The sequence below is a fragment of the Galbibacter mesophilus genome (assembly GCF_023721415.1).
GTDB classification, from domain to species: Bacteria; Bacteroidota; Bacteroidia; order Flavobacteriales; family Flavobacteriaceae; genus Galbibacter; species Galbibacter mesophilus.
Genome location: NZ_JAMQVC010000002.1, coordinates 689783 through 702589 on the forward strand (window position 1 = coordinate 689783; position 12807 = coordinate 702589).

The following is a 12807-nucleotide window of genomic DNA, read 5'->3' on the forward strand; positions in this document are numbered from 1 at the left end:
ACAGATATGACAGAATTAGAACAGTTACACTTAGATAAAATAGCAAAAACCAATCATGAGATTTATGCATTGCTTAAAATGCGATGGAGCCCAAGAGTTTTTAAGGAAGATAAAATTCCGGAAGATGAAGTAAAACAACTCTTTGAGGCTGCGCGTTGGGCACCAAGCTCTTTCAATAGACAGCCTTGGCGTTTTATTTATGCAGAAAAAGGAACCGACGCTTATGACAAAATAGTAGGTTGCTTAAGCGATTTTAATAAAAGCTGGGTAAAAAATGCTCCCTTGTTAATGATTACCGCATACAAAGAGAAAACGGAAGAAGGACAGGAGAATTTCCATGCTTTACACGATTTAGGACTGGCGGTTGGAAATATGTGCGTGCAAGCGCAATACATGAATATTGGTGTGCACCAAATGGCGGGAATCGATTGGGAGAAAGCACAGAAAGAGTTTAATGTTCCGGAAGGGTTTCATGTAACAACCGCCATCGCCTTTGGTTACTACGGTGGTGATTTTGAAAAATTGAATGAAGAATTACTCGAAATGGAAACCAAGGAAAGAGAGCGTGTACCACAGGAAGATTTTGCATTTAAAGATGGTTGGAAGAAATAGTTGTGGGTTTATAGTTAACCTGAATAGAAAGTCCCGAAAAAGTTATTTTCGGGATTTTTTTTGTTAGAGCTCAGTAGATAGTTACCTAATTTAGTATCATTAGATTGTCTGGCTGAGCGCAGTCGAAGCCTATTTTATAAATGAAAAGTCCTCGACTGCGCTCGAACTGACATCTATTCAATATTAAATATTTGGTAATATAGAACTAATGAAATAAATAGATAAGTATTTAACTACTCACCTCTATCTTTTGTTTTATATTTAGTGAACTGAAAAAGAGAATTCTATTGAACAATACCATTTATTAATTGATATTACTGTAAAAGAAAATGGATGATTTTTTGCTTTTAGCAAAGAAGAAAATTACAGCATAGCCTAAGCTACGGTTTTATTTTATGATGAAGGTAAAAGTAAAAAGACACATTTTATTCCAGTAATATTGATGAGTAAATGGTATAAACATTCCAATAATTTTGATGTTATCATCGTTGGTGGTGGTTTAGCGGGGCTAACGGCCGCTATTCATTTGTCCAAATTACAATATAGCGTTTTGGTTTTCGAGAAAAACAGCTATCCGCATCATAAAGTTTGCGGAGAATATGTTTCAAGGGAAGTAATTCCATATTTAGATACGCTGGACGTTTCATTCAATCAGTTTTCATTACCGTCGATTAATCAATTAAAAATTTCCACTGTAGATGGTAAACTTTTACAAACTAATTTACCTCTTGGCGGAATTGGAATTAGTAGATATGCTTTTGATAATTTATTTTATGAAAAAGCATCTGAAAACAATGCCCAATTCAAATTCGATTCAGTAAAAGATATCATTTTCAGCAACAATAAGTTTACAGTACATACAAAAGATGAAGAATTTTCTGCTGAAATAGTCATCGGGGCCTACGGCAAACGAGACCAGTTGGATAAACAATTGAAGCGGAAGTTTATCGATGAAAAATCGGGTTGGCTGGGAGTAAAAGCGCATTACCACTTGGAGGACTTCCCTAAAAACATGGTTGAATTACATAGTTTTAATGGTGGTTACGCAGGTTTGTCTAAAACAGAAACAGGAGCTGTAAATTGCTGCTATTTGGCTTCCTATAAAAGCTTTAAAAAAGAGAGAAATGTAGAAGCTTTTACTAAAAATACGGTAGCAAAAAACCCGTGTTTAAATGACTTTTTCAATAATTCCCACCCCATTTTTAAAGAACCAATGGCAATAGCACAAGTATCCTTTTCAGAAAAAAAAAGTGTTCATAATCACATTCTTATGTGTGGCGATACCGCTGGGTTAATTCATCCGCTTTGCGGGAATGGTATGGCCATGGCGATACATAGTGCTAAATTGGCTGCTGAAGAAATAGATAGTTATTTTAAGAATTCAGCACAGAGCAGGGCAGACTTAGAAAAATCCTATGAAAAAAGGTGGAACCGCTTATTTAAAAAACGATTATGGATGGGAAGACGATTGCAAAGTATCTTGCTAAACGACACGCTTTCAAAATCCGTAATGACATTGATAACCAAATCGCCGTGGTTACTCAATAAAATGATTTCAGCAACCCATGGAAAGCCGATTGTATGATATTTCATTTCCCAAATCGATGTGAAGATACCGAGTTGATGGACGATCCAAATCTTAATCCGGCGATGCTGGAGGAAGTCCTTAAAGATCTCGCAACAGTTAACAAGCTTTTAAATGGAAATAAAATTACCATAAAAGCCATTGAAAAAATTATCAGAGATAATCCAAATGAGCATTTTACGATTTTAGACATGGGCTGTGGAGACGGACAGTTACTTCGAGACATTTCTGTGTATTTCAGAAAAAAGCGAAGAAATTTTGCTTTAGTTGGCATTGATATAAGCGAAAAAGGCATTGAGATAGCTAAAGAGCGCTCTAAAGAATATCCTGAAATCAGTTTTCATTGTCAAGATATTTTAAATCTAACAACGAATGCTTTAGAATGCGATATTTTAGTGTGTTCGCTAACCATGCATCATTTTAAAGACCATGAAATACCTCTTTTCCTTGAGAAATTTGTTCATCTAGCTAAAATTGCGGTAATCATTAACGATTTAGAAAGAAGTAAGCTCGCATATTATCTTTTTAAATTCTTTAGTGCTATTTTTATAAAAACGAAAATTGCTAAAGAAGATGGTTTGGTATCCATAAAAAGTGGATTCACAAAAGACGATTTACACCATTTTTCTAATAATTTACCTCAAATATCACATTCCATTCAATGGAAATGGGCTTTTCGCTATTTGTGGGTACTGCAAAAAGCCAAATCAAAATAAGTTTATGAGTGAAGTAAGAATTACTGCCGTTGCCAAAGAATTACCGCCTTTTGAACGCAAAACGGAAGATATTATTCCTTTTGTGGAGCTTTGGTTAGGTAATCAAGATGAACGGTTTAGACGAAAAGTCATTAAAATTTTTGAAGGGGCCGCTGTGGATAAACGTTACGGAATTATGGATGTTGAAGAAGTGTTTACGGCTACTTCCTTTGAAGAAAAAAACAACATTTATATCCGTGAGGTGAAAAAATTGGGCACCAATGTGTTACAAAAAGCACTTGATAATGCTAACTGGGCTCCAGATTCGGTCGATTTTATAATTACTGTGAGTTGTACCGGAATTATGATTCCTTCGCTTGATGCGTATCTCATAAACGCCTTAGAAATGCGTCAGGACATCGTAAGACTTCCCGTTACCGAAATGGGCTGTGCTGCAGGTGTAAGCGGACTTATTTACGCGGCTAACTTTTTAAAATCTAATCCAGGAAAACGTGCCGCCGTGGTTGCAGTGGAGAGTCCAACAGCTACTTTTCAGCTCGATGATTTTTCCATGGCGAATATGGTTAGTGCGGCTATTTTTGGAGATGGAGCTTCCTGTGTGTTACTTTCTTCGGAAGAAAATACTGAAGGTCCAAAAATAATAGGAGAGGAGATGTACCATTTCAAAGATGCTACTCGCATGATGGGTTTTGATCTCACCAATGGCGGACTTAAAATGATATTAGACCCAGCGGTTCCCGCCACCATTGCCGAGCATTTTCCTAAAATTATTCACCCATTCTTGGAGAAACATAATTCTTCCATAGAAAAGGTTAATCACCTAATTTTTCATCCTGGAGGGAAAAAGATTGTTCAAACCGTAGAGGAACTGTTTGGAGAATTGGGCAAAAACATTGATGATACAAGAGAAGTTTTACGTCTTTACGGAAATATGAGCAGCGCAACCGTTTTGTATGTTTTGGAGCGCTTTATGGGCAAAGAAATTGGCAAAGGGGAGCAAGGACTTATTCTCAGTTTTGGCCCGGGGTTCTCTGCACAACGTGTTTTACTAGAATGGTAATTATGGATTCACAACAAAAAAACACGAAATATTGGGCGCTTATTTTAGGAGGAAGTAGTGGTTTGGGTTTGGCTTCTGCTAAAAAACTGGCGCTAGACGGTTATAATTTGCTAATAATTCATCGCGATAGGAGAACTGATATTTCCACGATTGAAGCGGAATTCGAAGCGATAAGAAACCTAAATGTTCAGCTAAAAACGTTCAATCTGGATGCAACGAATGCAGAAAAAAGAAATGAATTACTGAAAGATTTGAAGGATTTTGTTCAGAGAAAATCGATAAAGGTAGTTTTGAATAGCATCGCCAAAGGAAATTTAAAACCGATGCTTTCTGATAAAGAGAAATCACTGGGAAATCAAGATTTTCATCTAACCATTGATGCCATGGCGATTTGTATTTACGATTGGACTAAAGGTTTACTAGAAGCAGATTTACTTGCTGAAGATACCCGTGTGCTTTCTTTTACCAGTGAAGGCAATACCAAAGCTTGGAAAAATTACGGAGCTGTTTCTGCAGCTAAGGCAGCTTTAGAGGCTATTCATAGAAATATGGCTTTGGAATTCGCTGAAAAAGGAATTAAGTCCAATTGTATTCAAGCAGGCGTTACCGAAACCAATAGCTTCAAAATGATTCCTGGTAGCGATATTTTAAAGAAGAATGCTATTTCCAGAAATCCGAATGGCCGGTTAACGACTCCAGAAGATATTGCCAATGTAGTTTCGTTGCTGTGTAGAGATGAGGCAAAATGGATTACAGGAACTATTATAAAAGCCGATGGCGGTGAAAGTCTTCAATAAAAATTGGCGTTATGAATACTACTGAAAAAATCTTACAAAACCTGCCCTACGAAGAGCCATTTCTCTTTGTGGATGGTTTGCAGGAAGTTTCAGAAGAAAGAGTAGAAGGATTTTATACCTTTAAATCTGACTCCTATTTTTATAAAGGACATTTTAAAGGGAATCCAGTTACCCCCGGTGTAATATTAACAGAGTGTTGCGCTCAAATAGGATTGGTTTGTATGGGTTTATACACTTTTACTTTAAGTGACACTTTAATTAACAAAAATCAGATTGGTATAGGTTTGAGCAGCTCAGAAATGGAATTTTATACACCTGTTTATCCTGATGAAAAAGTTCGTGTGGTTTCTGAAAAAATATATTACCGGTTTCATAAATTAAAATGTAATGTAAAAATGTACAACAGTAAAAATGAGTTGGTTTGCAAAGGTACGATTGCTGGAATGATAAAGTCGTTGGATGATGGAAGATAGAGTTGTTATTACAGGTTTGGGAGTTTGCGCACCAAATGGTACCGGATTGAAGGAATTCACGGAATCTTTGGAAAAAGGTATCAGTGGTATTTCTTTTCAGCCAGATTTAGCCGATTTAAATTTTGGTTGTCAAATTGCGGGAAAACCCACCGTAGATAATGACTTACTAAAAAACTATTTTTCAGATTTACAGTTAAAAGACCTAAAAGCTAGTGGTTTGGTTTATGGTGTTATCGCAGGAATGGATGCTTGGAATGATGCCGGCCTAACCCGTGCTGAAAGGGAACAACCTGAATGGGACAATGGCGTTATGTTTGGTACTGGTGTATCGGGTGTGGATAAATTTAGGGATTCTGTTTATTTAATTGATGATAAAAACGTTCGCAGACTGGGTAGCACAACGGTTATTCAAACCATGGCGAGCGGAATTAGTGCTTATTTAGGTGGAATTTTAGGCGCTGGAAATCAGGTTACCACAAATTCTTCGGCATGTACAACCGGAACGGAAAGTATTTTGATGGCTTTTGAGCGTATTAAATATGGGAAAGCTAAACGTATATTGGCTGGAAGCACCTCCGATAGCGGTCCGTACGTTTGGGGCGGATTTGACGCTATGCGCATTTTGCCAAGAAAATATAACGACAATCCAACACAAGCTAGCAGACCAATGAGTGCTACTGCCGCAGGATTTGTACCAGGAAGTGGAGCAGGGGCGCTGGTGCTGGAATCCCTCGACAGTGCCCTGAAGCGTAATGCGCACATCTATGCAGAAGTTTTGGGCGGACATATAAATAGTGGCGGACAAACAGGCGAAGGAAGTATGACGGCGCCCAACAGTGAAGCCGTACAACGCTGCATAAAGCAGGCAATGAAAGATGCCAATGTGCAACCAACAGCAATCGATTCCATAAACGGCCACTTAACAGCCACCACAAAAGATTCCTTGGAAATTGAAAATTGGAGTAAAGCTTTGGAGCGGAAAGGTGTTGATTTTCCTTACGTAAACTCATTTAAAAGTTTGTTTGGGCATTGTTTATCGGCCGCTGGGAGTATTGAATGTATTGGCGCTGTATTACAATTTCAGGAAAACAAAATCTTTGGAAATATAAATTGTGAAGATATACATCCGTCCATTGCAAGCCTCATCGCTCAAAACAAAATACCTCAAAAGACGATTGATTTTGCCCCAGAAATCACAGCAAAAGCCAGTTTTGGATTTGGTGATGTTAATGCTTGTGTTATCTTTAAAAGATATAAAAAGTAAGCTATGAAATGCTATTAGCACATTTCAATTCACCCCTTGATTTAGTCAGTAGGGTATTCCATCTGACCAATAAGAACAATTAAACATGAACAGATGAATAAAGAACATTACGACAAACTAAAAGAAATAGTTAAAGTGTATTTGCCAGAAGACGTTTCGGTGGAAGCGATTACTGAAGAAAGTAATTTCACCCAAGAACTAAATATCAATTCTGCTAATTTGGTCGATATTATTTTAGATGTGGAAGATGAATTTGATATTATGCTTGAAAATGACGACATGAACGAAATGCAAACGGTAAAAGATGCCTTGAAAATCATCGAACAGAAACTTCAAGAAAAGGAAAATTGATTGTTTTTAGAAGACGGATGCTAGAGGTTTGCAATTTCTGGTTTTGTGTAATTAAGCGAATAACTAACAATGAAAACGTTGCCCTAAGCTCTATGCTCTATGCTGCATAGTGCATATGGCCTATAGCTTATAGCTGGTTTTTCTTCGACCAACATTGATAGATTAAAAAATTTAAGAATACAGGAACACGGAAGTGCTAAATTTCTAGTTCAATATTTCCTATAGCGTATAGTTTATTGCAGTTGAAAAATAAAGATTTACGATAGTTGCCCTAAGCCTTAAGCTCCACGCTTAGAAAGTTTCCGAACCCCGCTTAATGCATATGGCCTATAGCTTATGGCTGGTTTTTCATCGACCAACTTTGAACCTTTGAACCTCTGCCACTTAAAGCTTTTCCAGTCTTTTTTGCTCTCGAAAACGTTCAAAAACCCCAAGTGCATTTAGGTAGCAGATGATGATACCCTTTTTCCCATCGAGAATACCGAAACGGATGATGTAATGATTGAAAAACTTCCATGCCGGTCGGAAGTACTGTTTAAAAACATTCCATTTCTTTCCCTTCAGATAGGCCTCTTTTGCTTTTAACCGACCGTATCGAAGCATTTTACCTTTGTAGTCCTCATAATTTTTATAGCAGAAATGCAGTAGCTTTTCTTTTAATTTCCCTTCAGAACCATTTACTTGTAAAGTTTCATGTACTATCCGTTCATCTATAAACGCGCATTTACTTTTTCTGAATAAGCGGTAGACCTTGTCCGTTTGCCAACCGCTAAAATGCAGTCGTTCATTTTCAAACATAAAGGTTCGGTAATTCCAATAGGCGTCAAAAGCGTTCGGATTGTTAATGGTTTGTATAATTTCTTTCTGAAGGGCAGGCGTAACGCGTTCATCAGCATCGAAAAAATAGACCCAATCGTTCTTGGCAAGACTAAGCGCGTACGATTTCTGTTGGGTGAAGTTTTCAAACGGATGCTGAACAGCGCTTACATCAGGATGATTATTGAGAAACTCCCAAGTTCCATCGGTACTAAAAGAGTCCACTACAATAATTTCATCAGCAAAAAGGACACTTTTAATGCAATCTTCAATATAGTCAATTTCGTTATATGCAATAACAACGACCGATAATTTTTGGGATGTACTCAATGCTGAAAATTTAATGAATGCTTTCCAGTAAACACCTGTTTTCTTTTGAAACAGTTAAAAAGCATCAATTGAAACCGTAAAGATATTGCCTATCTTCAGAATAAAAAAGGAAAATTAAGGGAAGGAAAAAAGAATGTCATGCTAAATCTTCATAAAAGAATATTCAGCATGACATTAAAATATTAATAATTATTACAATTAAACGGCTACATCGTATTCACGAAGCGCATCGTTTAAAGACGTTTTTTTGTTGGTACTTTCTTTTCTTTTACCAATAATAAGCGCACAAGGCACATTATATTCACCCGCTGCAAATTTCTTGGTGTAGCTACCTGGAATCACAACCGATCTTGCAGGAACATATCCCTTCATTTCCACAGGTTCGTCTCCCGTAACATCGATAATTTTGGTAGAAGCCGTAAGCACAACATTAGCACCCAATACAGCCTCTTTTTCAACTCGCACACCTTCTACTACAATACATCTAGAACCGATAAATGCATTGTCCTCAATGATGACTGGAGCAGCTTGTAACGGCTCTAAAACACCACCAATACCAACGCCACCACTTAAATGCACGTTTTTACCAATTTGAGCACAACTTCCTACGGTTGCCCAAGTATCTACCATGGTCCCTTCGTCTACATAAGCACCAATATTTACATAACTAGGCATTAAAATAGTTCCTGAAGAAATATAAGCACCATGACGCGCAACAGCGTGAGGAACTACGCGTATACCTTTTGCAGCATAATCTCTTTTAAGCGGAATTTTATCATGAAACTCCAACGGACCAGCTTCAATGGTTTCCATTTTTTGAATCGGGAAATAGAGTACAACGGCCTTTTTAACCCATTCGTTTACTTGCCAACCGTTTTCAGTAGGTTCTGCAACACGTAATGTTCCTTCATCCAACATGGAAACAACTTCCCGAATGGTTTTAACAGTGTTTTCCTCTTTTAACAATTCCCTGTTTTCCCAGGCATTTTCTATGATTGTACGTACCTCGTTCATTTAAATAAAATTTTGTTACAAATATAAAACGGTTCCCCAAACTAACCTACCTTATTTACATCTATAACATTTTATAACATTTTGTTGGAATTATTTTCATGAATACGCGATTGGAACCGTGGAAACCATTCTAAAAAGCTATTTTTGTAAAAAAATTGGTATGGGAAGAATATTGGCTATAGATTTTGGCGGAAAGAGAACGGGAATTGCGGTAACCGATGAACTTCAAATAATCGCTTCGGGATTAACAACGGTCCCCACGGAAGAACTGATTTCTTTTCTGAAGGATTACACTACTAAAGAAAATGTAGAATTGATACTTGTAGGACAGCCAAAAAGATTGAACAATGAATTTTCTGATGTTGAGCAGGAAATACTCAAGTTTATAGGGGTTTTAGAAAAAGAAATTCCAAATATTCCCATTAAAAGGGTAGATGAGCGATTTACTTCTAAAATTGCTTTCCAAAGCATGATAGACAGCGGTGTTAAAAAGAAAAGGCGTAGAAGCAAGGAATTGTTGGACGAGGTGAGCGCCACTGTGATTTTGCAATCCTATTTATATAATCAGCAGTAATATTTCCCAATTAAAACACAATAGTTTAAGAAAATCTATAAACTGTTATTAAAATAGCAAAGAAAAATGAAAGCGTATCGATTTTTTTTTAACTTTGTGTTTGACAGTTAGTTTATTAGACCTAACAATCTTCTTATTTATTAACGTAAAATTTAAAGTGAATGAAATGAGAATTACCCTTATCTTATGCTTATTAATGCAATTTGTTTTCGCAAGAGCAGGAAACGAACAAAAGTTTATTGTGCCCCACACAGAATCTTTACACGCGAACCATTTCAATTCTAATTTAACTTCCTGGAGTCTGGAAAGCATGCTTATGCTTTATCCACAAAGCGGTCTTGAAGACGATTCTATTAAAGTTTATCCAAATCCGGTGAACCGAAAGGATATGCTTAATATTTCAATGACCGATCCTGGAAAAAAACGTTTAGCTTTTTACGACATTACCGGTAAAATGGTAAAAGTTATAGAAACAGAACGAACTTCTTTTTCGTTTAGTGTACAGGATTTAGGAACGGGTGTTTACATTTTAAATGTAAGTGCTGCAAAATTTCAAACAACTAAAAAGGTGATTGTTAAGTAAAACAGTCACCTTGGTTTTTCTGAATTATCAATATTTTCTTTTCGCTTTCTACTTTATTGGAATTACTTTGTACTTTTGCAACCTCAATTTTAATAATTATGATATTACCTATAGTTGCATACGGTGATCCCGTTTTAAGAAAGGTAGCCAAAGATATTCCAAAAGATTACCCTAAGCTGGACGAGCTTTTAGAAAACATGTTTGAGACCATGTACAATGCCTATGGGGTAGGTTTAGCTGCACCCCAAGTTGGTTTGCCCATTCGCTTATTTGTAATCGATGCTTCTGCCTTTGCAGATGATGAAGATTTATCTGAGGAAGAAAGAGAGATGCTAAAAAACTTTAAAAAGGTTTTTATCAATCCTACAATCATTGAGGAGACTGGTAAAGAATGGACCTTTAATGAAGGCTGTTTAAGCATACCCGATATCCGTGAAGATATTTCCAGGAATGAAACCATTAAAATTGAATACTTAGATGCCGATCTAAAACTACATACTGAAGAGTTCAGTGGATTGGCAGCAAGGGTTATTCAGCATGAATATGACCACATTGAAGGTGTTTTGTTTACAGACAAGCTTTCTAGTCTAAAGAAAAGATTGCTGAAAGGTAAACTGAGTAACATTTCAAAAGGAAAAATAAAAGTAGATTATAAAATGCGTTTTCCAGATGCTAAAAAAGCACGTTAAACGTTTTGAATATACAATCAAAGCAAAGATATTTGCGTTCTCAAAAAAATAATTGTTTATGGGCTTAGATAAAATATTGGCCATTTCGGGAAAACCGGGACTTTATGAATTAAAAGCACAAACCCGATCTGGTTTTGTGGCACAATCTTTAATCGATGGTAAAAAAATAAGCGTTGGTTTACGTAATAATGTAAGCTTGCTTTCAGAAATTGCTATTTATACCTTGTCGGAAGAAGTTCCGCTTCGTGAGGTTTTCAATAAAATAAAAGAGAAGGAAAACGGTGGAAAAACTTCAGTAGGTCATAAAGAACCTAAAATAAAACTGGAGGAGTATTTCTTTGAAGTACTACCAGATTATGATGAAGACAGAGTATATGCCAGCGACATTAAAAAAGTGATTCAATGGTACAACCTTTTGGTAGATAAAGGGATTACGGATTTCGACTCTGCAGAAAATAAAGAAGAGGGAGAGGCTGAAGAAGCTTCAGAATAGTCTTATTCACACTCCATGTTAATAAAAAAGGAAGCCTGTTTGTAAAAACAGGCTTCCTTTTTTAGTAAATTTAAATACTAAGAAGAGTAGGGCAAAACACCTAATTATATCCATAGGTTTGGAGACTTACGCTTTTTACCCTCTCAAAAGTCGATTTAAAAAACCGCATCCAAATGATTCGTTATACTGCCAAAAGTAATTTACTTGCGCTCAAAGAAATTATTTCTAAATTATCCCTTGAACAGTTTAAGGAACCCATTTTGGTGCTAAACCATTCCTCGATTGGGATGCATGTAAGGCATGTTTTGGAATTTTACCAATGCCTATTTAATGCGGTTTCAAAAGAAGTATTGAATTATGATGATAGATTACGCAACAAGCAAATAGAAACCGATTTGTCGTATTGTTTGACTATTTTGGACGAAATTCTTTTAAAGATTGATGGAGCGGACGAAAATTCGGTTTTTACACTTTTTGCAAATTATGCCATAGATGGGGAGAGAGCTCCAGAAGAAGTGCAAACAACCATGAAAAGGGAGCTTATTTATAACATTGAACACACCGTACACCATTTGGCAATTATAAAAATTGGGGTCAAGGCATTGGATCCTTCAATAGAATTTAATGAAAATATTGGGGTAGCAGCCTCCACCTTACGATTTAAAAAAGCATGTGCACAGTAAGTTTTATACCTAAAAATGATGGATTTTATCTGACTTCCAATAGGGATGAAGATCCGCTTCGCGAAACCTTACCACCTCAAAAGACTACTTTAAAGAATGGCGTTACATTAGAAGCTCCCATTGATAAAGAAAAAAGGGGAAGCTGGATTGCTACCGATAATCAAGGGAAGGTGGCCTGTATTTTAAACGGTGGCTTTGAATTGCACGAAAGGCAACTTCCATACGCAAAAAGTCGTGGAGCTTTTGTATTTGAAGCTTTTGAATATGATACTTTTCTAGATTTCATGGATGGGGTAAACTTAAACAACATTGAGCCCTTTACTTTAATTTTAGTGGACTCTTTTTTACAGGTATTGGTTTGGGATGGTAAAAAAAAGCATATTCAGCTATTGAGTAAAGAAATTCCACATTTATGGTCGTCATCAACGCTTTACAGTCCCGAGATTCATGAAAGAAAGCTTGAAATATTTGATGAGTTTCTTCAAAAGGGAAAAGTTACGGCTGAATCTATTTTAGCATTGCACGGAATTGATGGTGATGATGAATTTGTATTAAATCTTCCGTATGTAAAAACGGTAAGTACAACCCAAGTAATCGTGAATTCAGAAAAAGCAGAGCTTACTTATTTTGATAGAAACTTGGCCGAAATAGCATCCGATACAAGTAAACAACCTTGAAACGGGCACACGAGAAATTATAGATTAAAAAGAATATTTCGACGCTTGCCTGACGGCAGTCAGCTTATAAATCACACTTAGTAAGCAAAA

16 protein-coding genes are annotated in these 12807 nt (G+C 36.5%); 14 read left to right on the forward strand and 2 right to left on the reverse strand.

The genetic code is table 11. The features are described from left to right. Positions 1 to 6 precede the first annotated feature (6 nt). The 8 genes from NDQ75_RS09775 to NDQ75_RS09810 all read left to right on the forward strand — a co-directional run bounded on the left by NDQ75_RS09775 (position 7) and on the right by NDQ75_RS09810 (position 6858). Positions 7 to 612, forward strand: a complete 606-nt coding sequence (locus NDQ75_RS09775) for a nitroreductase family protein (protein WP_202027294.1) — start codon at positions 7 to 9, stop codon at positions 610 to 612. Positions 613 to 1054: 442 nt separating this feature from the next. Then, positions 1055 to 2197 carry an NAD(P)/FAD-dependent oxidoreductase gene (locus tag NDQ75_RS09780; RefSeq protein WP_202027295.1) on the forward strand — a complete coding sequence of 381 codons (1143 nt, stop codon included), beginning with the start codon at positions 1055 to 1057 and terminating at the stop codon, positions 2195 to 2197. Beyond that, on the forward strand, positions 2194 to 2913 hold the full coding sequence (locus tag NDQ75_RS09785) for a methyltransferase domain-containing protein (protein WP_202027296.1): 720 nt from the start codon (positions 2194 to 2196) through the stop codon (positions 2911 to 2913). Before NDQ75_RS09780 ends, NDQ75_RS09785 begins: the two co-directional genes overlap by 4 nt. Before the next feature lie 4 nt (positions 2914 to 2917). Next, the gene (locus tag NDQ75_RS09790; protein WP_202027297.1) at positions 2918 to 3973 is read left to right on the forward strand and encodes a type III polyketide synthase; all 1056 of its coding nucleotides are present in this window, start codon (positions 2918 to 2920) and stop codon (positions 3971 to 3973) included. 2 nt (positions 3974 to 3975) lie between these two features. After that, positions 3976 to 4770, forward strand: coding sequence for an SDR family oxidoreductase (locus NDQ75_RS09795; protein ID WP_202027298.1), 795 nt, complete (start codon positions 3976 to 3978; stop codon positions 4768 to 4770). 11 nt (positions 4771 to 4781) lie between these two features. Then, positions 4782 to 5243 carry a 3-hydroxyacyl-ACP dehydratase FabZ family protein gene (locus NDQ75_RS09800; RefSeq protein WP_202027299.1) on the forward strand — a complete coding sequence of 154 codons (462 nt, stop codon included), beginning with the start codon at positions 4782 to 4784 and terminating at the stop codon, positions 5241 to 5243. Continuing rightward, positions 5233 to 6507 carry a beta-ketoacyl-[acyl-carrier-protein] synthase family protein gene (locus tag NDQ75_RS09805; RefSeq protein WP_202027726.1) on the forward strand — a complete coding sequence of 425 codons (1275 nt, stop codon included), beginning with the start codon at positions 5233 to 5235 and terminating at the stop codon, positions 6505 to 6507. The genes NDQ75_RS09800 and NDQ75_RS09805 overlap by 11 nt, the downstream gene beginning before the upstream one ends. 93 nt (positions 6508 to 6600) lie before the next feature. After that, positions 6601 to 6858, forward strand: coding sequence for a phosphopantetheine-binding protein (locus tag NDQ75_RS09810; protein WP_202027300.1), 258 nt, complete (start codon positions 6601 to 6603; stop codon positions 6856 to 6858). A 384-nt stretch (positions 6859 to 7242) separates the two neighbouring features. On the opposite strand, the gene NDQ75_RS09815 is transcribed toward NDQ75_RS09810, so the two are convergent. Both NDQ75_RS09815 and NDQ75_RS09820 read right to left on the reverse strand, forming a co-directional pair. Next, entirely contained in the window at positions 7243 to 8004 is a 762-nt protein-coding gene (locus tag NDQ75_RS09815; protein WP_202027301.1) for a glycosyltransferase family 2 protein, read from the reverse strand. Positions 8005 to 8202: 198 nt separating this feature from the next. Beyond that, positions 8203 to 9018 carry a 2,3,4,5-tetrahydropyridine-2,6-dicarboxylate N-succinyltransferase gene (locus NDQ75_RS09820; RefSeq protein WP_202027302.1) on the reverse strand — a complete coding sequence of 272 codons (816 nt, stop codon included), beginning with the start codon at positions 9016 to 9018 and terminating at the stop codon, positions 8203 to 8205. A gap of 160 nt (positions 9019 to 9178) precedes the next feature. Between NDQ75_RS09820 and ruvX the strand changes: the two genes are divergently transcribed. The 6 genes from ruvX to NDQ75_RS09850 all read left to right on the forward strand — a co-directional run bounded on the left by ruvX (position 9179) and on the right by NDQ75_RS09850 (position 12717). Continuing rightward, the gene (ruvX, locus tag NDQ75_RS09825; protein ID WP_202027303.1) at positions 9179 to 9592 is read left to right on the forward strand and encodes a Holliday junction resolvase RuvX; all 414 of its coding nucleotides are present in this window, start codon (positions 9179 to 9181) and stop codon (positions 9590 to 9592) included. A gap of 166 nt (positions 9593 to 9758) precedes the next feature. After that, positions 9759 to 10175, forward strand: coding sequence for a T9SS type A sorting domain-containing protein (locus NDQ75_RS09830; RefSeq protein ID WP_202027304.1), 417 nt, complete (start codon positions 9759 to 9761; stop codon positions 10173 to 10175). Between the two features lie 98 nt (positions 10176 to 10273). Then, entirely contained in the window at positions 10274 to 10864 is a 591-nt protein-coding gene (gene def, locus NDQ75_RS09835) for a peptide deformylase (protein WP_202027305.1), read from the forward strand. A 58-nt stretch (positions 10865 to 10922) separates the two neighbouring features. Then, entirely contained in the window at positions 10923 to 11357 is a 435-nt protein-coding gene (locus NDQ75_RS09840) for a DUF5606 family protein (protein ID WP_202027306.1), read from the forward strand. 173 nt (positions 11358 to 11530) lie between these two features. Beyond that, positions 11531 to 12040 (forward strand): DinB family protein, encoded by a 510-nt coding sequence (locus tag NDQ75_RS09845; protein WP_202027307.1) that lies wholly within the window; start codon positions 11531 to 11533, stop codon positions 12038 to 12040. Further along, positions 12028 to 12717, forward strand: a complete 690-nt coding sequence (locus NDQ75_RS09850) for an NRDE family protein (RefSeq protein ID WP_202027308.1) — start codon at positions 12028 to 12030, stop codon at positions 12715 to 12717. The genes NDQ75_RS09845 and NDQ75_RS09850 overlap by 13 nt, the downstream gene beginning before the upstream one ends. Positions 12718 to 12807: the final 90 nt, after the last annotated feature.